Raw genomic sequence first — 18,755 nt, forward strand, 5'->3', positions numbered from 1 at the left:
CGCCCCAGAAAAACTCTCTCCAATGGACAAGCTGCCGCCCCTCAATGCCCTGCGCGCTTTCGAGGCGGCCGGCCGGCTCGGCAGTTTCAAGGAGGCCGCCGCCGCGCTGCACGTGACGCCGGGCGCCATCAGCCAGCACGTGCGGCTGCTGGAGGACTGGCTGGGCGCGCCGCTGTTCGAGCGGCACAACCGGCGCGTGCAATTGACGCCGGCCGCCCGCGCCTATCTGGACGACATCGGCCCGCTGTTCCAGCAGCTTTCGCAGGCCACGGCGCGCTATGGCGTGCCACGGCCCGTGTCCCGCACGCTGTCGGTCAATGCGCCGGCCACCTTCACGCTGCGCTGGCTGGTGCCACGGCTGGGCCGCTTTCGTGCCGGGCATCCAGACGTGGAGGTCAGCGTGGAGACGTCCAACGATCCGCTGGACAGCCTGCAGGCGCCGCACGACATCATCATCCGGGGCGGGCCGGACACGTTCTACGGCTTTGCGATGCGCCCGTTCCTGACCGAGGAACGGCTGCCCGTATGCAGCCCGGCGCTGCTGGACCGGCAGCCGCTGCGCGAACCGGACGACCTGCGGCACCACACGCTGCTGCATACGTCGAGCCTGCCACGGCTCTGGCCCGACTGGCTGGCCCGCGCCCGCGCGTCGGACCTGACGCCGGCCGCCACGCTGACCTTCGACCACTTCTACCTGACGCTGCAGGCCGCCATCGACGGCATCGGCATCGCCATCGGCCCCACCGCGCTGGTGGCCGACGACCTGGCCGCCGACCGGCTGGTCATGCCGTTCGACGCCCCGCGCCTGCCGTCGCGCACCTACTGCACCTACGTGCCGGACGCGCAGGCCGAAGACGCGCGCGTAGCGCAGTTCCGCACGTGGCTCGAACACGAAGGCGCGGCCGGCTGACGCGGCGCGGCCGTGCGGGATGGCGCCGTGGTCGGCTCGATATCGAGCGGCTGCGACGTGACGCCCAGGCCGCCCGGCACCCCCTGCGCGCCTGACGAATCACCCGCCGCGCGGCGCCTGCTGCCTTTTTCGACGCTGACGAAAATGCGAGATTGCGCAATTCCGGCGGTCGCGTAGAATACTGTATATCCATACAGTATCGCGTCATGGAACTGCTCAAGAAACTCGAAATCCTGGCCGATGCGGCGAAATACGACGCATCGTGCGCCAGCAGCGGCGCGCCCCGGCGCGACTCGCAAGGCCGGGCCGGGCTGGGCGCCACCACGGGCGCCGGCATCTGCCACAGCTTCACGCCGGACGGCCGCTGCGTGTCTTTGCTAAAAATCCTGCTGACCAATTTCTGCCAGTACGACTGCCAGTATTGCGTCAACCGGCGCTCCAGCAACGTGCCGCGCGCCCGCTTCGTGCCGGCCGAAGTCGTCAACCTGACGCTGGAGTTCTACCGCCGCAACTACATCGACGGGCTGTTCCTGAGCTCGGGCATCATCCGCAGCGCCGACTACACGATGGAACAACTCGTGGCCGTGGCCCGCGCGCTGCGCGAGGAGCACCAGTTCCGCGGCTACATCCACCTGAAGACGATTCCCGACGCCGATCCGCGCCTGATCCGCGAGGCCGGCCAGTACGCCGATCGCCTGAGCGTCAATATCGAACTGCCCACCGACGGCGGCCTGCAACGGCTGGCGCCGGAAAAGAACGTCCACACGATCAAGCGCGCGATGGGATCGATCCGGCTGGCCCAGGAGGAAGCGGAGACCGAGAAGCGGCCGCCGGCGGCCCGCGCGCCGGCTGGCCAGAGCACGCAGATGATCGTCGGCGCCGACGAGGCCGACGACCGCACGATCCTGCAGACCGCGCAGACGCTGTACGGCGCGTACAAGCTCAAGCGCGTCTACTACTCGGCGTTCAGCCCGATCCCCGACAGCCCGTCCGCGCTGCCGTCGCAGGCGCCGCCGCTGCTGCGCGAGCACCGGCTGTACCAGGCCGACTTCCTGCTGCGCGGCTACGGCTTTCGCGCCGAAGAGCTGTTCCAGGCCGACGGCGCGCTGCCGCTCGACATCGACCCCAAGCTGGCCTGGGCGCTGGCGCATCGCGAGGCGTTCCCGGTGGACCTGAACCGCGCGCCGCAGCGGCTGATCGCGCGCGTGCCCGGCATCGGCATGCGCAACGCCAAGCGGCTGGCCGAGCTGCGCCGCACGCGGGCCATCCGCTACCAGGACCTGATCCGGCTGCGCTGCGCGATGGATACCGTCAAGGCGTTTGTCGTCACGCAGGACTACAAGCCGGCACTGGCCGAGCCAACTTCCGACCAGTTGCGCCGCGCGCTGGCGCCCGCGCCGCAGCAATTGGCGCTGCTATGAACGACGGCGTGGCGCCCGTGCTCGTCGTCGAAGGCGGCTACGCCGGCTGGCGCAAGCTGGCGCTGCATGCGCTGGCGCAGGGCTGGCGGCCAGAGGCGGTGGTGTGGGAAGGCGGCGGCGAGACGGCTGCTGGCGAGGCCGGCCAGTTGTCGCTGGCGATGGATGCGGCGCCGGCGTCGTCTACTGTCGACGCCGGCGCCAGCACCCCCACGCTGCGGATTTCGAAAGCATTGGCCGACCTGCTGCGCGACGCCGCCGCGCACCGCTCGCCGCAGCGCTGGGCCTTTCTGTACCGCGTGCTGTGGCGCTGGGCGCAAGGCGACCGCTCGGTAGCGTCGGCAGCCGACGAGGACGGTGCGCGGCTCTACGCGATGGCCAAGGCCGTGCGGCGCGCGCAGCACGACATGATCGCCTACGTGCGGTTCCAGGAGCGCCGCCCCGACATGACCGTCGGCACCGGCGACGACCTGCCGCAGTACCTGGCCTGGTACGAGCCCGACCACGATGTGCTGCCCTACGCGGCCGAGCACTTTGCCCGGCGCATGGGCGGCGCCACGTGGTGGATCGGCACGCCGGACGGCGCCGCCACCTGGGACGGCCGGACCATCCGCTACGCGGCCGCGCCGGCGGACCCGGCGGCTTTCCGCGCCGGCGCGGACCAGATCGAGCCGCTTTGGATGGCCTACTACAGGAACATCTTCAACCCGGCGCGGCTCAACGAGGCGGCGCTGCACCAGCACATGCCGGTGCGATTCTGGAAGGGGCTGCCCGAGGCGGCGCTGATTCCGGGCATGATCGCCGACGCCCGCAACGGCGCCCGGCGCGTCGGCCAGGCGGCGAACATCGGCGGCATGCGGGGCAAGCGCGTGGCGGTGGACGCCGAGCAGGCCCAGCCCGTGCGCGCCGCGCCGACATCGCTGGACCAGTGCCGCAACTGCGACCTGTGGCGCCACGCCACGCAGGCCGTGCCCGGGCGGGGGCCGGACACGGCGCGCATCATGGTCGTCGGCGAGCAGCCCGGCGATCAGGAGGACCTGTCGGGCGAGCCATTCGTCGGCCCCGCCGGACACGTGCTGGACGAGGCGCTGCGGCGCGCCGACGTGCGGCGCGACAGCGTCTACCTGACCAACGCGGTCAAGCACTTCAAGTGGTTCGCGCGCGGCAAGCGGCGCATGCACAAGACGCCGGGGCAGCTCGAAGTCGATGCCTGCGCGCACTGGCTGGACCAGGAGCGCGAACGGGTGCGGCCGAAGGTGATCGTCACGCTGGGCGCGACCGCGCTGGGCGCCGTGGTCCACGAGAAGATCCGCCTGCGCGACGCAATGGCAGCACCGCTGCGGCAGGGCGATACGTGGATCGTGGCGACATGGCATCCGTCGTACGCGCTGCGCGTGGATGGCCCCGGCGCGCGCGCCAATGTCGAAGCTGAAATCGAGGCCGCGCTGGCGCTGGCCCGGAAGCTGGCTGACGAGGCGCCGGCGCCGTGAGCGGCAGGCGTCAGCCGCCCTGCCCGTCCGCGTCGCGGCGCGCGCTGGCCAGGCTGCCCAGCGGCGTAACGCCCTGCCACGCCTGCGAGGCGATGGCGTCGACGATCAGCCGCAGCAAGGCATCCTCCACAGTCTTGCACGCCAGGCTCAGCCGCGCGGCGCCCGCCACGCACAGGAACACGCGCCGCACCAGCGACGAATCGGAGATCGGCACGCACGCGAATGCGCCCGGCGGCTCGGTGGCCAGCGCGCTCCACGGCAGGATGGTCCAGCCCATGCCGGCGCTGACCGCAGACAGCAGCACCGACACGGCGCTGGTCTCCGCCACGAGCTTCAGTTCCAGCCCGGCGGCAACGAACGCGCGGTCCGTCAGCACACGTACCGAATTCGGAAAGCTCGGCAGCAGCAGCGGCAGCGTGGCCATCTCGGCCAGCGTCAGCGGCGTGTCGCGCTGGGCGCTGGCCGGGCCCACGGCCATCAGGTCCTCGTCCAGCAGCGGCACGAGGTGCATGTTCGGGCGCTGCTGCGCGTCCATGGCGATGCACAGGTCGAGCTTCTGCGTGGTGACCAGCTCGGCCAGGTCGGCGCTGCTGCCTTCGACGATCTCGACCGTCACGTCCGGCACGTTGCGCGTGACGAACTGCAGCAGCGGCACGGCCAGCACGCGCGACGTACTGGTGGGCAGGCCCACGCGCACGTGGCCCGACGGCACGTCGCGGCCATGGCGCACCGCCGCGTGCGCCTCTTCCATCTGGCGCAGCACCATCTTGGCGTGGCGGTACAGGATCTGGCCCGTCTCGGTGGGCCGCGCGCCGAACGGCCCGCGCACCAGCAGCTTGGCGCCCAGTTCGGCTTCGAGGTTGACCACGTGCTGGCTCAGCGACGGCTGGGCGATGTGCAGCGCATCGGCCGCGGCGGTGATGCTTTCGAGCTCGACGATGCGCGCGAAGTAGCGAAGCTGCCGGAAATCCATGACGACGGGAATACTTGGGGGCGGAAGCCCACTCTAGCACTTCACGTGCCGGGCGGGCATCGGCCCGGCCGTCAGCGCCCGCTTGCCGGCGCGGCCACGGGCACGTCGAGATGGCAGCCGTCAGGGCCCAGCGCCAGCGTCAGCACCGGCGGACGGCCGTGGGGCACCTGCGGAAAGTGGCCCCGGTCGGCGCCGGCGATCGACACGCGCAACCGGCTGCCCGCCGCCAGCGTCCACGCCACGGGCAGCAGCGCGAAATCGAGCGCGACGGGCACGCCCGGCGTCAGCCGCTCGGCATCGGCACGGCGATGCGCGCGGTAGGGCCACGTCGTGCGATACGCGGGCGGGCACGGCTCGGTCTTGCGATGCGACGCGCGCAGCATGCCTTCGGTGATGTAGCGCACCGTGCCGTCGGCCTCCACCTCGGACAGGTAGACGAACACGGCCGCGTCCGGCTGCGACGACGCCACCTGCAGGTGCGCCACCACGTGCCCTGCGAGCGACAGCGGGGCCGCCAGCGGCGCCGTGTCGAAATGCGGCAGCGCCGCCTCATGCCGGCCCCAGTCCGCGTAGTAGTCCTCGATATTGGCCGCGCCCAGGCGCTCGTAGCGCGTCTGGCGGCCGGTGGTCCAGTCGAAGCTGACCTGGGTGCACACCGTGGCGGGCACGGCCGGCGGCGTCCCGGTCAGCGCGCCGCCATCGGCCAGGTGCAGCCGCGTGGCGGCCGGAGCCGGCGGCCACGTGTCGGCCGGCTGCCACTGGTTGTCGTGGATGCTGTGGTAATGCACGCGCGCCTCGCGCTCCAGGCCCGTGGGCAGGCCCAGCAGGTGGTGATCGAAGAAGCGCAGCACCTCGCCCAGCAGCGGAAAGCCCGACGCCGCGCTGTCGCGCCACGGCGAGACGTTCGTGCGGGCGCCGTGGTCCCAGGGCCCCAGCAGCAGGCGGCTGTCGTGCGACGGCAGCGACAGGAAGCGCGTGATGGCGCCGTTGGCGTAGCCGCCGCCGTCGTACCAGCCCGAGATCGAATAGACCGCCACGTCGGGCGCGATGCCGTCGAGGTAACGGTACGGGCTGCAACTGCCGGAATCGAGCGCGGGGTCGTGGAACGCCGCGCCGTCGCGATAGGCGAACTCGGGCGCCAGGTCGGCCAGCGTGAAGTTGTTGCGGTGCTCGGCGACGGCGGCGGCCACCAGCGTGCCGTCGGCGTCCTCGTCGGTCCGCTCGGGGCCGGCGAAGCTCAGGTCATTGAAGTACGGAAAGCCGGCCACGAGGTCGCGGCGGTCCTGGTCCAGCGCAAGCATCAGCTCGTCGTACGCTTCCACCCACACCTTCGACAGCATGCCGCCCGGGTAAAGCTGCTCGCTGTAGATGTCGGACACCGAGAACAGCGGCGCGATGGCCTTGACGGCCGGATGGCCGGTACTGGCCAGGAAGCACGCGGCCGCGCCGAGATAGGAGATGCCGGTGGAGCCGATGCGGCCGTTCGACCACGGCTGGCTGGCGATCCATTCGGCCACTTCGTAGTAGTCGTCGCGCTCGGTGGGCGACCGCAGCGCGTCGCGCGTGCCGAAGCTGGCGCCGGTGCCGCGCACGTCCACCACGACCACGGCGTAGCCCTTGGGCACGAAGGCGTCGCGATACTTGGCGCCGTTTGGGCTGGGCTCCGCGCCCGGGTGCGACAGCCGGAAGCGCCGGTAGTACGGCGTGAAGATCACGACCGTCGGGAACGCATCGGGCGCCTGCGTGCCCGGCAGCGGATGCGGCAGGTACACGTCGGTGGCAAGCCGGCAGCCATCGCGCATCGGCAGGTAGCACGACGCCGGACGGGCCGGCACGGAGAACGCGGAGGGGCGGCTGGCCAGGTAGGCGGACGGCGGGGTCAGCCAGGCATTGCCACGGGTGTCGATGTCGGACATGGGAGCTTGAGCGGTGGGGATCGGGTAACGCCGCCATGGTACGGAGCCCCCGGGGCCTTCCGGAAAGACGAAATTCCGATCCCGCCATAGCCCTGCCCTATGGCCGATGGCGCTGGGGCAGCGCTGCGGCCGGCTTTCGCGGCGGGCAGGCACAGGGCCGGTGCGCGGCGCGCGTCATGCTGCGCCGCAATAGTGCAGCCGCGCGCCAGGGCGAGGCATGGCGGTCAGGGTTTGCCCCGGGCATAGCCCCGGCCTATGTTGGCATCGACAATCCGTATTGGCCGCCGATGGCGCAGGTCCCTACCATCGTCATGAAAATTTCGTGACTGGCTTCGATTCGATTGGAGAGTATTGATGTACCGACGTTTGATGGCTTCCGCGTGCCTTGCCTCGACCATGCTGTGCCTGGGTGCCGCACAGGCCCAGGATGCGTATCCGAACCGGCCGGTGCGGCTGATCGTGCCGCAGTCGGCCGGATCGGGCGGCGACGTGGTGGCGCGGCTGCTGAGCGACCGGTTGGCGCAGGACCTGGGACAGTCCATCGTCGTGGACAACCGCCCCGGCGCGAACGGCATCGTGGCGATGAGCACGGTGGCCAAGTCCGCGCCGGACGGCTACACGGTGCTGCTGACGGGCGTGTCGCAGATCAGCTTCAACCCGCACCTCTATGCGTCGCTGCCGTACAACCCGCAGAAGGACTACACGTTCATCGCGCCGGTGGTGGACACGCCGTTCGTGATCGTCGCCAGCAAGGCCAGCGGCATCACGTCGGTGCAGTCGTTCATCGACAAGGCGAAGAACAAGCCGGGCGGCCTGACGTTCAGCAGCGCGGGCGTGGGCAATTCCACCCACCTCGCCATGGAAGTCGTGGCCGACAAGCTCGGCGCCAAGATGACGCACGTGGCCTACAAGGGCTCGGGGCCGGCGCTGACCGGCGTGGTGGCCGGCGAGGTGGACACCATGGTGAGCGTGCTGGGCGCCGCGCTGCCGCAGGTCACGGGTGGCACGGTGGTGCCGGTGGCCATCGTCGGCGCGCAGCGCGTGAAGGAACTGCCGAACGTGCCGACGCTGAAGGAAGCGGGCGTGGACGTGCCGGTGATGCCTAGCTGGTACGCGCTGGTGGGCCCGGCCGGCCTGGACCCGAAGATCGTGACCCGCCTGAACACGGCCGTGCAGACCGCGCTGGCCGACCCGCAGATCAAGGCCAGGCTGGCGTCGCTGTACCTGTTCCCGGTGGTGGGCAGCGCCGATGCGATCCGGCAGCGCGCGATGAGCGAGTCGAAGGTCTGGGGCGAGTTCATCCGCAAGCGCGGCATCCAGGGGCTGTAGCGCGCGCGGCGTCGGCAATCGACCGACACCGGGGTTCACCTGATGGACGACAAGGAGTTCGGACGGGCGCGGATGCGTGGGCTGCGATGCGGCTCGTAGCCTTGAGGCTGTTCCCTATCCACCGCCTACGCCCCGTTGAATCCGACCACGCCCCGCCACGCTACGCCATCCGCCCCGCCCGGCCACCTGGACCGCGCCGCAGCCAGCATCTCGGCCCTGATCGCCAGCACCCAGGCCCTGGCCCACGCCACGCAGGCACTGCGGACATCGAACCTTGCCACCCGGCTGCGGCTGGCCCAGGTCAACTGGCTGCCGTCGGCCGGGGCCTGCGAGCAGTGCGGGGGTGGCATTGGCGGGCGTTAGGCTGCAATAACGCAGCCGCTACGCGACGCTGGCCACCTCTGTCTCGGCCGTTCCGCGCCGCCGCGTCGCGGCCCAGAATGCCAGCGCCGCCAGGCACACCGCAAACCCGATCATGCAGACCCCCTGCCAGCCCGCGCGGGCGTAAGTGGCCGTGGTGACGATGGCGCCAAGACCGCTGCCCGCCGCGTAGAACAGCATGTAGAGGCTGATCATCCGGCTGTGTGCATCGGGCCGTGTGCGCAGGATCAGGCTCTGGTTGGTCACGTGCAGCGCCTGCCCGCCCAGGTCGAGCAGCACGATGCCGACGATCAGCAGCGCGAGCCCGTGGGGGCCGTCGAGCCTGGAGAGCGGCCACCATGCCGCCATCATCAGCAGCAAGGCACCCGCCGTGGTGCGCTGCGCGTGGCCGGCGTCGGCCCAGCGCCCGGCGCGCGCACCGGCCAGCGCGCCCACCGCGCCGACGAGGCCGAATGCGCCAATCGCGGTATGCGAGAAAGAGAACGGCGGCGCGCTCAGCGGCAGCACCAACGCGCTCCAGAAGATGTTGAACGCGGCAAACATCAGCATCCCCAGCACGCCCCGCACCTGCAGCGTCCGATCGCGGCGCAGCAGCGTCAGCAGCGAGCCGACCAGTTGTCCGTACCCCACCGCCGGTGCCGCTGCGGCCGTGGCTGGCAGGCGGCGGCGCAGCGCCAGCGCAATGCCCGCCATGGCCACGGCCGACGCCAGATAGACCGCCCGCCATCCGCCGATGTCGCCCACCATGCCGGCAAAGACCCGCGCGAGCAGCAATCCCACGAACACCCCGCTCTGCGCGGCGCCCACCACACGGCCACGCTGCTGCGGCGACGCGGCGCTGGCGGCATAGGCGATCAGGCCCTGCGTCATCGCCGTGCCGAGCAGGCCCACGGCCACCATCCCGGCCAGCAGCCACGGCACGCCCGGCGCGGCGGCCACCGCCAGCAGCGCCACGACCAGCGCGGCGAGCTGCCACGTCATCAGGCACCGGCGGTCGACCCGGTCGCCCAGCGGCACCAGGCACACCAGCGCCAGCGCGCTGCCGAGCTGCGTGGCCGTGACCACGCCGCCCACGGCCGCGCCGGGCACGTGGAATTCGCGCGCCAGCACGTCCAGCAGCGGCTGGGCGTAGTAGACATTGGCCACGCTGGCACCGCTGGCGATGGCGAACAGCAGGACGAGGGCGCGCGGCATGGCGGCCGGATTCGACGGGGTAGGCATCGGCAAAGTAGTTGCAAATCGAAACCGGTTGAATGCTAGGCCACCTGGTTTTAAAATGCAACCACCTCAATCCGCCATCGCGCCCGCGCATGCCCAAGACCCCTGCCCCGCCGTACCAGCCCTGCCCCGTGGCGCGCACGCTCGACGTCATTGGCGACCGCTGGACGCTGCTGATCGTCCGCGACCTGTTCGACGGCATCCACCGCTTTGGCGACCTGCAACGCAGCCTGGGCGTGGCGCGCAATATCCTGGCTGGCCGCCTGCACAAGCTGGTCGAAGCCGGCATCCTCGACACCCAGGCGGCGTCCGACGGGTCGGCCTACCAGGAATACGTGCTGACGGCGGCCGGCGCGCAGCTCTTTCCGGTGGTGGTGGCGCTGCGCCAGTGGGGCGAGCGCCAGCGGTTTGCGCCCGGCGAACCGCATTCGGTGCTGATCGACAAACGCACCGGCAAGCCTGTGCCGCCGATGCAGCCGCATGGCAAGGACGGAGCCTCGCTGCGCCCGGCCGACACCGAGGTGCGCAAGGTGTCGTAACGCCCGAGCGCCACCGAGTCGTCACATTTCGATCAACACCCTGTCACGGACGCTGGCCAGAATCACCGGCTTTTCGTGGGTCAACAGGGAAGTCGACATGCAAGACAAAACGCCGGGCAAGCCATCCGCCATCGATACCGCCAGCCTGGAGGGCATTCCAGACCGTCAGCGCCGCCTGCTGCTGAGAGCCGGGCTGGGGATGTCGCTGGGTGCCTCCGCGCTGCTGGCCGCCTGCGGCGGCGGCGACGATACCGCGCCCGGCACGCCGCCGGCCACCAGCCCCGGCACGGGCACGGGCACCACGCCGGGCACCGGCACTGGCACGACGCCGTCGGCCAAGGTATCGAGCTTCGCGCTGGCCGTGCTGCCCGACACGCAGTTCTACTCGCGCTACGCGACCACGGACGAAAACCTGCAGTTCCAGCGCAAGTACGGCTCCACGCCGTTCATGGCGCAGACCAAGTGGATCACGGAAAACGCCGCCAGCCTGCGCATTCCGTTCACGATCCACCTGGGCGACGTGGTGGATCAGCAGGCCAAGCCGCTGCAATGGCAGATTGCCAGCGAGGCGATGGAGGTGATGGAGGCCGCCCGCGCACCGTATTCGATCTTGGCCGGCAACCATGACGTGATCTCCGACGTGGACTACGTCAACGCGGGCAGCCAGGCGTCGAACACCGACGCGCAGCGCAACCTGGCCAACGAGCCCTACCTCAAGAACTTCCCGACCACGCGGGCGCAGCGCCAGGCCACGTTTGGCGGGCGCGACCCGTCGGGCTTCCACGAGTACCACTTCTTCGAAGTCGACGGCAACCGCTTCATGGTGCTGTCGATGTCGTGGCGCGCGTCGGACGCGGCCATCACCTGGGCGCGCAACGTGCTGAAGCGCTACCCGAAGGTGCCGGTCATCCTGTCGACCCACCAGCTGCTGAACATCGGCCCGGACGGCGTAAGCCCGCTGGAGGTGCCGTACGGCCTGATGCTCTGGGACAAGCTGATCAAGGACAACGACCAGATCTTCATGACGCTGAACGGCCACTACCATGGCGCCGCGCACCTGACCAAGACCAACGACTTCGGCAACCCGGTCGAGGAAATGGTGGTGGATTACCAGATGGCGTACATGGGCGGCAACGGCCTGATGCGGCTGTACGAATTCGACCTCACGCACAACAAGATCAAGGTCATCTCGTTCTCGCCGTGGGTGCCGCAGAAGCCCACCGAGACGCTGAACGAGTTCGACGTGGCCGTGCTGACCGACAAGAACCAGCAGTTCGAGATCGACTTCGACTTCCGCAAGCGCTTTGCGCGCTTCAACCCGGACTTCGCCATCCCGGCGGCTGGCAACGACCCGATCAACGACCGCGCCAAAGCTGCCATCCTGGCCAACTACACCGAGCCGTCGGTGGCCGACAAGAAGGCCGCCGCCGATACCAACGACTATCCGCTGGTGGCCTCCACCGTGGCGCACTGGCGCTTCTTTGGCGGCGCCAACGGCGCGGCGGTGCCGGTGGGCCAGGTCATCAACGACATGACCGGCGCCAACCCGCTGAGCCGCGCGGCACTGGCCGATGGCGGCGCCGCCCAGCTGGGCGACGTGACGTGGTCGAACGACCACCACTTCCTGTCGGCCGCGCCGGGCAGCGTGAAGTTCGCCAACTCGGTGAACAGCCCCACGCGCATGAGTTTCTTTGCCACGGACACCACGGCGGCACTCAACGCGATGACGTTCGACAACGGCTACACCGTCGAGGCGTTCATCAAGGTGCCCGCGTCGTGGACGGCCGGCAACAACGCCTGGATGAACATCATGGAGCGCGAAGGCCGGCGCGGCGCCGTGACGGGCTTTGGCAGCGGCGACGCCGACGAAAGCCCGCTGATCTTCGCCATTTCCAGCCTGCGCGAGGTGCAGTGGGAAGTCACGCCCAGCACGGCCGGCACCAAGAACCCGGCCGCCAACTGGTCGGGCGAGATCATCGCCGAGAAATGGGTACACGTGGCCGTGGTCAACACGCCGGCCAACAACGAGACGGTGATGTACGTGGAAGGGGCCCCGGTGCTGCGCAACGCGTCGAATACGCGCGGCATCGCCACCGTGGGCGCCGCCAGCCGCTTCTTCGTGGGCGGCGGCGTCTACGCCAACGTGCCGTCGAACGGCTTCCTCGGCCAGATTGGCGAGGTGCGGATCTGCACCGAGCCGCTGGCCGCGGACAAGTGGCTCACGGCGCGGCGCGCCTGATCCGCAGCGCTGCCCCGGCCGCCACGCGCACCGTGGCGGCCGGACGCGGGCTCTGCGGCGCCGGTCAGCGTTGGCGTTCCGCCATCAGGATGGCCGCTGCCATCACGCCGATGCCGGCGATCTGCCACGCGCTCAGGCGGTGGCCGAGTACCAGCCAGTCCATCAGCACCGCCGTGGCGGGATAGACGAACTGGAACACGGCGATGCGGGCGGTGCGCAGCTTCGCCATGCCTGCGTAGATCAGCGTATAGGCCAGGGCCGTGTGCACGATGCCGATGCCGGCCAGCCACGCCCATGGCCAGCCCGGCGCCGGCCAGCCGTGGTGGATCGGCCAGGCCAGCAGGACGACCGTTCCGATGGCGCATTGCCACCATGCCAGCACGCCGGCGCGCAGGTTGCCGAGCCGCCGCGCGATCAGCGTGGCGCCGGCCGTGCAGAGCGCGCCCAGCAGGCACGCGGCCACGCCGATCCAGTAGGCCGCGTCTGGCACCCGGCCCGTGCCGGGCCGGAAGATCGGCTCCAGCAGGCCGGTGGCCAGCACAAGCCCGGCCATCGCAACCATCACGAACGCCAGACGGGCCTTGCCGACCGGCTCGCCGAGCCACAGGCCACCCAGCACCAGCACGAACAGCGGCTGGACGTGGAACAGCACGACGGCCATGCCCGCCGACGTGCGGCCGATGGCATCGAAAAACAGCACCCAGCTTGCCACCATCAGCGAGGCTGCCGTCAGCGCCCAGGCGGCATGGGCGCGCGTGAGCCGGACATCGCGCAGCCTTCGTCGCCACAGCAGCCAGACGGTCAGGCCCAGCCACCCGAAGGCGCAGCGCGACCACGCAGCCGTGAGCGGCGGCGCGTGGGCCTGGCTCACGAAGATGCCGATGGTGCCCAGCAGCACGTTGCCAAGCAGGAACGGCCAGGCGCCATCGCCAAGTCCCGTACATGTCGTGCGGAGCGCGCCGGTCGTGGCGCCATGCGGTATCGGATCGGATTTCATGGCGACCAGTCTGGCGCCCCGCGTCGATCCTGAAAAGCGCATAATCCGCGAAATATGGTTTCGATAATCGAAATATCACGATGACGACGACACCCCGCGATCTGCAGATGGACTGGCTTAAGTGCTTTGTCGCCGTGGTCGACGCCGGGTCGCTAGCCAGCGCCGCGGGCGAGATCCATCGCTCGCAGTCGGCCGTCAGCATGCAGATCAAGAAGCTGGAAGACGCCCTTGGCCAGCGGCTGCTGGAACGCAGCGCCCGCAAGCTGAGCCTGACGCCCGAGGGCCAGACGCTGCTGGGCTACGCGCGGCGCATCCTGGACCTGCACGCCGAGGCGCAGGGCGCGCTGACTGGCGGCGAACTGACTGGCCGCGTGCGGCTAGGTGTGCCGGACGACTACGCCCAGAAATACCTGACGCCGGTACTGAAGCGATTCGCCCCGCGCCACAGCGGCGTGGAAATCGAACTGATCTGCGAGCAGTCGACGTCGCTGATTCCCCGCGTGGCCAGCGGCGACCTGGACCTTGCGCTGGTCTCGCGCGACCACGCGCGGCGCGGCACGCTGCTGTTTCATGAGCCGATGGTCTGGGTGGGGTCGCCCGAGTTCGAAACGTGGCGGCGCGACCCGCTGCCCATCGCCGTCTACGAGGACGCCAGCCTGGCGCGGCGCGTGGCCATCCACTCGCTGGCGCAGCAGGGGCGGCGCTACAAGGTCGTCTATCACAGCTCCAGCCTGGCCGGGCAGATCGCCGCCATCGAGAGCGGCCTGGCCGTGGCCGCCCTGACCCAATGCAGCGCGCCCCCGCACCTGCGCATCCTGGGCAGCGAGCAGGGCCTGGGGCCGCTGGAACCGATGGAAGTGGCCGTCTATCGCAGCCGCGAATCGCGCGGTGCAAAGGCGGTGGACGAACTGCAGAACCTGCTGACCCGCACGCTGCGGCTGGCGGCGTAGCTGTTGGCGGCTGCTATCTGCAGCGGCGCTTCCGGGCCGGGCGTTGCCCCCCGCCACTCAGCACCTGAAAGCACCTTTCACATTGCGAAATCTGACCGGGTCTGGCGGCCATCCTGCGGTTTCGTTTTGAGAAAACGCCTTCCACATTGCAAAATATCGCTGCTATCTCATTGATTCATAACGACAAACAAAGTCTTATGTCTTATATAAGAGTTACGTTGCAATGCGGGATTCGGCCATACACTTGTTCCCATGCTGCTGGCTGAAACAGCCGGTGGCGGCACCGAATCCTTCTACCAACGCGTCAACTCTTATTAGGACTTCCCCATGGCCCAGTATCAAGACGACATTCAGGCAATCGCCGCGCTGAAAGAGACCAACGGCAGCGCCTGGAATGCGATCAATCCCGAATACGCCGCGCGCATGCGGGCCCAGAACAAGTTCAAGACGGGCCTGGACATCGCCAAGTACACCGCCAAGATCATGCGTGCCGACATGGCTGCGTACGACGCGGACCCGTCGAAGTACACCCAGTCGCTGGGCTGCTGGCATGGCTTTATCGGCCAGCAGAAGATGATCTCCATCAAGAAGCACTTCAAGAGCACCGAACGCCGCTACCTGTACCTGTCCGGCTGGATGGTCGCCGCGCTGCGCTCGGAATTCGGCCCCCTGCCCGACCAGTCGATGCACGAGAAGACGTCGGTCAGCGCGCTGATCCGCGAGCTGTACACGTTCCTGCGCCAGGCCGACGCCCGTGAACTGGGTGGCCTGTTCCGCGAACTGGACGCCGCTGAGGGCCCGGCCAAGGCCGCCATCCAGGAAAAGATCGACAACCACGTGACGCACGTGGTGCCCATCATCGCCGACATCGACGCCGGTTTCGGCAATGCCGAAGCCACGTACCTGCTGGCCAAGCAGTTCATCGAGGCCGGTGCCTGCTGCATCCAGATCGAGAACCAGGTGTCCGACGAAAAGCAGTGCGGCCACCAGGACGGCAAGGTCACCGTGCCGCACGAGGACTTCCTGGCCAAGATCCGCGCCATCCGCTACGCCTTCCTGGAACTGGGCGTGGACGACGGCATCATCGTGGCCCGCACCGACTCGCTGGGCGCCGGCCTGACCAAGCAGATCGCCGTGACCCGCACGCCGGGCGACCTGGGCGACCAGTACAACTCGTTCCTGGACTGCGAGGAACTGTCGGCCGACCAGCTGGGCAACGGTGACGTGATCATCAAGCGCGACGGCAAGCTGCTGCGTCCGAAGCGCCTGCCGAGCAACCTGTTCCAGTTCCGCGCCGGCACCGGCGAAGCCCGCTGCGTGCTGGACTGCATCACCGCGCTGCAGAACGGTGCCGACCTGCTGTGGATCGAAACCGAAAAGCCGCACATCGCCCAGATCAACGGCATGGTCAGCGAGATCCGCAAGACCATCCCGAACGCCAAGCTGGTGTACAACAACAGCCCGTCGTTCAACTGGACGCTGAACTTCCGCCAGCAGGCGTACGACGCCATGAAGGAAGCTGGCAAGGACGTGTCGATGTACGAACGCGGCCAACTGATGAGCGTGGAGTACGACGATTCCGAACTGGCCAAGCTGGCCGACGAGAAGATCCGCACCTTCCAGGCCGATGCCTCGCGCGAAGCCGGCATCTTCCACCACCTGATCACGCTGCCGACGTACCACACCGCCGCACTGTCCACCGACAACCTGGCCAAGGAATACTTCGGCGACCAGGGCATGCTGGGCTACGTGGCAGGCGTGCAGCGCAAGGAAATCCGCCAGGGCATCGCCTGCGTCAAGCACCAGAACATGTCCGGCTCGGACATCGGCGACGACCACAAGGAATACTTCAGCGGCGAAGCTGCGCTGAAGGCCGCAGGCAAGGACAACACGATGAATCAGTTCTGATTTGGGTGTTGGGGTTTGGGAAAACGCCGGCCGGGAGGCTGGCGTTTTTTTGTTGGGGGTTGTGAATGGCGCGGCGCGAGTTGTCGTCGACGGCTATCCCTACAACCCCCTCTCCACCATCCCCAACAGCCGCTCCCCAATCACCCCCGCCTGTTCCTTCGCCCGGCTTCGCAGCGGTCCGTCGATCAGCAGCACCGCAAGCCCGTGCACCGCCGACCACGCCACGTACTCCGCTCCGGGCCGCCGTTCCGCCGATAGCAGGCCCGCGTCGACCCATCTGTCCAAGGCCGCCCCGAGCAGTTCGAAGGGGTTCATCCCGCTGTTGCCGGCCTTGGCCGGGTCGGCGTCGCCTTCCACGTCGTCCGGTACCGAGAATGCCGTGCGGAAAAGTCCGGTTTCCGCCAGCGCGAACTGCAGGTAGCCGATGCCCACTGCGCGCAGGCTGGCGCGGGCGCGGTCGGGTGGGGTTGCGTCGGGTGGGATGGCGGCCATTTCGGATTCCATGGCCATGGCGAGGCTGGAGAGCGCCGATGCGCGGACGGCCTGCAACAAGTCCTGGCGGCTGGCGAAGTGTCGGTAGGCGGCGTTGGGGACCACGCCGGCGCGGCGGGTGGCTTCGCGCAGCACGATGGCGTCGGGGCCGCCTTCGCGGGCCAGGTCGATACCGGCTTCGAGCAGTGCGCGGCGCAGGTCGCCGTGGCGGTACGTGGTGCGGGTGGGAGGCGTTGCGGCGGCAGTTCGGGTCATGTCAGCTCCCATGTGGACGTTGTCCACGCGTCTACTGTGAATAGTAGACAGTGTACACAACGACTGCCAGTCGTCGATACGGCACACAGGGCGCGTTGGAATGGCGAAAACGCCACATCTACAGTATGGGCGCGAATAGCTTGGCGACGTGCATCGCCACGCGCAGGATGGCCGGCGAGCCCAGGAAATCGCGCGAGTCGATCTGGCGGGCCTGGGCGAAATCGGCTTCGAGCATGCGCGCCACGTCGGCAGCAAAGGCCGGGTGGGCGGTCATCACCATCAGCTCGAAGTTCAGGCGGAACGACCGGTTGTCGAGATTGGCGGTGCCCACCGCGGCCGCCTCGTCGTCGATCAGGACGACCTTCTGGTGCAGGAACCCCGGCTGGTAGCGATAGATCTTCACGCCCGCGCGCACGGCCTGGTAGGCATAGATCGTCGACGCGCCGTACACCACCAGGTGGTCGGGCCGCGACGGAATCAGGATGCGGACGTCCACGCCGCGCAGCACCGCCAGCCGCAGCATCGCGAACACGGCCTCGTCCGGCACGAAGTATGGCGATGTCATCCACAGCCGGCGCGTGGCCGCCTGGATGGCCTCGACGAAGAACAGCGAGCAGGTTTCCTGAGCGTCGGCGGGCCCCGACGGCACGACCTGGCAGATCATGTCGCCCACGCGCCGCGGCGGCGGCGTCATCAGGTAAGGCACCTCGCGGGCGGCCCAATACCAGTCCTCGGCAAACGCCATCTGCAGGTCCAGCACCGCCGCGCCGCGGATGTCGACATGGGTGTCGCGCCACGGCGCCAGCGGCGGGCGCTTGCCCAGGTACTCGTTGCCGACGTTGTGCCCGCCGACGAACGCCCGCGCGCCATCCACGATCACCAGCTTGCGGTGGTTGCGAAAGTTGAGCTGGAAGCGATTGACAAAGCCGGGATGGGTGGAGAACGGCCGGGCCTGCACGCCGGCCTGCTGCAGCGTCCGCACGTAGCCGCGTCCCAGCGCGTGGCAGCCGATGCTGTCGTAGAGAAAGTAGACCCTGACGCCGGCCCGCGCCTTGTCGCAGAGGCGTTGCTGCAGCGCGCGGCCCAGATCGTCGTCATGGACGATGAAGAACTGCACCAGCACCTGTTCGGTCGCGGCGTCGATGGCGTCGAAGATCGCCGCGAACGTGGCGTCGCCATTCACCAGCAGCCGCACGTCGTTGTTCGTCAGGCACGGCATGCCGGTCAGGCTGGGCAGCGCCCGCAGGCACGCCTGCTGCGGCACCGGCACGACGTTGGCGGCCAGCGCCTCGCGCTCCTGGTGGGTCATGCCGTGGCGAATCTCGCGCAGGCGGTCGTTGTTGAAGCGGCGCGCGTTGACGTAGCCGGCAAAGCGGCTGCGGCCGAAGATCAGGTACGGGATGATCGCGAGGTACGGCATCATCACCAGCGACCCCGCCCACGCGATGGCGCCGGGCGCCGTGCGCACGGTCATGACGGCATGCAGCGCGGCAACGATCCCGACAATGTGGAACGCGAGGATGACGGCGGCAATCACGCTGGGACTGAACATAGGCACGTATACCGTGGACTGTCCTGGACACGATGAGCCGTATTCTGGCATAGCGCGTCGCGCCATTTGCACCCCGCCCGTCGCCGGCCGCGCGCTGCCCAATTTTTGATCACGCCGATGCGGTGGCGGCCCACCGCCGCGCCGCGCCACCCGCCGCCCCGGTTATCCACAAAATCTGTGGATAACGA

Annotated in this window: 15 protein-coding genes; 9 read left to right on the plus strand and 6 right to left on the minus strand. The window is 69.0% G+C overall.

Going from position 1 to position 18,755, the window contains the following annotated elements; genetic code table 11:
* Window positions 1-22: 22 nt before the first annotated feature.
* From gcvA to EPAKOI_RS20275, 3 genes are all read left to right on the plus strand, one after another.
* Window positions 23-910, plus strand: a complete 888-nt coding sequence (gene gcvA / locus EPAKOI_RS20265; RefSeq protein ID WP_423194452.1) for a transcriptional regulator GcvA — start codon at window positions 23-25, stop codon at window positions 908-910.
* Between the two features lie 206 nt (window positions 911-1,116).
* Complete coding sequence (locus EPAKOI_RS20270) at window positions 1,117-2,331, plus strand: putative DNA modification/repair radical SAM protein (RefSeq protein WP_313836152.1); 1,215 nt, start codon at window positions 1,117-1,119, stop codon at window positions 2,329-2,331.
* Window positions 2,328-3,818, plus strand: a complete 1,491-nt coding sequence (locus EPAKOI_RS20275) for a UdgX family uracil-DNA binding protein (RefSeq protein WP_423194453.1) — start codon at window positions 2,328-2,330, stop codon at window positions 3,816-3,818. Before EPAKOI_RS20270 ends, EPAKOI_RS20275 begins: the two co-directional genes overlap by 4 nt.
* A 10-nt stretch (window positions 3,819-3,828) precedes the next feature.
* Here the strand turns inward: EPAKOI_RS20275 and EPAKOI_RS20280 are convergent, their stop codons facing one another.
* Window positions 3,829-4,791, minus strand: a complete 963-nt coding sequence (locus tag EPAKOI_RS20280) for a LysR substrate-binding domain-containing protein (RefSeq protein WP_124686502.1) — start codon at window positions 4,789-4,791, stop codon at window positions 3,829-3,831.
* A 71-nt stretch (window positions 4,792-4,862) separates the two neighbouring features.
* Entirely contained in the window at window positions 4,863-6,707 is a 1,845-nt protein-coding gene (locus EPAKOI_RS20285) for a CocE/NonD family hydrolase (RefSeq protein WP_423194454.1), read from the minus strand.
* Window positions 6,708-7,061: 354 nt separating this feature from the next.
* Between EPAKOI_RS20285 and EPAKOI_RS20290 the strand changes: the two genes are divergently transcribed.
* Window positions 7,062-8,036: a Bug family tripartite tricarboxylate transporter substrate binding protein gene (locus tag EPAKOI_RS20290; protein WP_423194455.1), complete on the plus strand. Its 975-nt coding sequence runs from the start codon at window positions 7,062-7,064 to the stop codon at window positions 8,034-8,036.
* A gap of 135 nt (window positions 8,037-8,171) precedes the next feature.
* Window positions 8,172-8,399, plus strand: a complete 228-nt coding sequence (locus tag EPAKOI_RS20295) for a hypothetical protein (RefSeq protein WP_423194456.1) — start codon at window positions 8,172-8,174, stop codon at window positions 8,397-8,399.
* 18 nt (window positions 8,400-8,417) lie between these two features.
* Here the strand turns inward: EPAKOI_RS20295 and EPAKOI_RS20300 are convergent, their stop codons facing one another.
* Entirely contained in the window at window positions 8,418-9,611 is a 1,194-nt protein-coding gene (locus EPAKOI_RS20300; protein WP_423194457.1) for an MFS transporter, read from the minus strand.
* A gap of 116 nt (window positions 9,612-9,727) precedes the next feature.
* Here EPAKOI_RS20300 and EPAKOI_RS20305 point away from each other — a divergent pair, with 116 nt between their 5' ends.
* Complete coding sequence (locus EPAKOI_RS20305; protein WP_423194458.1) at window positions 9,728-10,174, plus strand: winged helix-turn-helix transcriptional regulator; 447 nt, start codon at window positions 9,728-9,730, stop codon at window positions 10,172-10,174.
* A gap of 97 nt (window positions 10,175-10,271) precedes the next feature.
* The gene (locus tag EPAKOI_RS20310; RefSeq protein ID WP_423194459.1) at window positions 10,272-12,413 is read left to right on the plus strand and encodes a LamG-like jellyroll fold domain-containing protein; all 2,142 of its coding nucleotides are present in this window, start codon (window positions 10,272-10,274) and stop codon (window positions 12,411-12,413) included.
* Window positions 12,414-12,477: 64 nt separating this feature from the next.
* Here EPAKOI_RS20310 and EPAKOI_RS20315 read toward each other — a convergent pair whose 3' ends face one another.
* A complete protein-coding gene (locus EPAKOI_RS20315) occupies window positions 12,478-13,410 on the minus strand; it encodes a DMT family transporter (RefSeq protein ID WP_423194460.1) in 933 nt (310 codons plus the stop codon).
* Between the two features lie 80 nt (window positions 13,411-13,490).
* Between EPAKOI_RS20315 and EPAKOI_RS20320 the strand changes: the two genes are divergently transcribed.
* Window positions 13,491-14,360, plus strand: a complete 870-nt coding sequence (locus tag EPAKOI_RS20320) for a LysR family transcriptional regulator (protein ID WP_423194461.1) — start codon at window positions 13,491-13,493, stop codon at window positions 14,358-14,360.
* Between the two features lie 327 nt (window positions 14,361-14,687).
* Window positions 14,688-16,268 carry an isocitrate lyase gene (locus EPAKOI_RS20325; protein ID WP_423194462.1) on the plus strand — a complete coding sequence of 527 codons (1,581 nt, stop codon included), beginning with the start codon at window positions 14,688-14,690 and terminating at the stop codon, window positions 16,266-16,268.
* A 99-nt stretch (window positions 16,269-16,367) separates the two neighbouring features.
* Here the strand turns inward: EPAKOI_RS20325 and EPAKOI_RS20330 are convergent, their stop codons facing one another.
* Window positions 16,368-17,015: a TetR/AcrR family transcriptional regulator gene (locus tag EPAKOI_RS20330; RefSeq protein ID WP_313836132.1), complete on the minus strand. Its 648-nt coding sequence runs from the start codon at window positions 17,013-17,015 to the stop codon at window positions 16,368-16,370.
* A gap of 118 nt (window positions 17,016-17,133) precedes the next feature.
* Window positions 17,134-18,567: a cardiolipin synthase gene (cls, locus tag EPAKOI_RS20335; protein ID WP_423194463.1), complete on the minus strand. Its 1,434-nt coding sequence runs from the start codon at window positions 18,565-18,567 to the stop codon at window positions 17,134-17,136.
* Between the last annotated feature and the right edge of the window lie 188 nt (window positions 18,568-18,755).

The organism is Cupriavidus sp. H18C2, from assembly GCF_049393795.1.
GTDB classification, from domain to species: Bacteria; Pseudomonadota; Gammaproteobacteria; order Burkholderiales; family Burkholderiaceae; genus Cupriavidus; species Cupriavidus pauculus_C.

Bases quoted from the DNA above. Each gene is read 5' to 3' on its own strand.
- gcvA (WP_423194452.1), top strand. From the start codon at position 23: ATGGACAAGCTGCCGCCCCTCAATGCCCTGCGCGCTTTCGAGGCGGCC.
- EPAKOI_RS20270 (WP_313836152.1), top strand. From the start codon at position 1,117: ATGGAACTGCTCAAGAAACTCGAAATCCTGGCCGATGCGGCGAAATAC.
- EPAKOI_RS20275 (WP_423194453.1), top strand. From the start codon at position 2,328: ATGAACGACGGCGTGGCGCCCGTGCTCGTCGTCGAAGGCGGCTACGCC.
- EPAKOI_RS20280 (WP_124686502.1), bottom strand. From the start codon at position 4,791: ATGGATTTCCGGCAGCTTCGCTACTTCGCGCGCATCGTCGAGCTCGAA.
- EPAKOI_RS20285 (WP_423194454.1), bottom strand. From the start codon at position 6,707: ATGTCCGACATCGACACCCGTGGCAATGCCTGGCTGACCCCGCCGTCC.
- EPAKOI_RS20290 (WP_423194455.1), top strand. From the start codon at position 7,062: ATGTACCGACGTTTGATGGCTTCCGCGTGCCTTGCCTCGACCATGCTG.
- EPAKOI_RS20300 (WP_423194457.1), bottom strand. From the start codon at position 9,611: ATGCCGCGCGCCCTCGTCCTGCTGTTCGCCATCGCCAGCGGTGCCAGC.
- EPAKOI_RS20305 (WP_423194458.1), top strand. From the start codon at position 9,728: ATGCCCAAGACCCCTGCCCCGCCGTACCAGCCCTGCCCCGTGGCGCGC.
- EPAKOI_RS20310 (WP_423194459.1), top strand. From the start codon at position 10,272: ATGCAAGACAAAACGCCGGGCAAGCCATCCGCCATCGATACCGCCAGC.
- EPAKOI_RS20315 (WP_423194460.1), bottom strand. From the start codon at position 13,410: ATGAAATCCGATCCGATACCGCATGGCGCCACGACCGGCGCGCTCCGC.
- EPAKOI_RS20320 (WP_423194461.1), top strand. From the start codon at position 13,491: ATGACGACGACACCCCGCGATCTGCAGATGGACTGGCTTAAGTGCTTT.
- EPAKOI_RS20325 (WP_423194462.1), top strand. From the start codon at position 14,688: ATGGCCCAGTATCAAGACGACATTCAGGCAATCGCCGCGCTGAAAGAG.
- EPAKOI_RS20330 (WP_313836132.1), bottom strand. From the start codon at position 17,015: ATGACCCGAACTGCCGCCGCAACGCCTCCCACCCGCACCACGTACCGC.
- cls (WP_423194463.1), bottom strand. From the start codon at position 18,567: ATGTTCAGTCCCAGCGTGATTGCCGCCGTCATCCTCGCGTTCCACATT.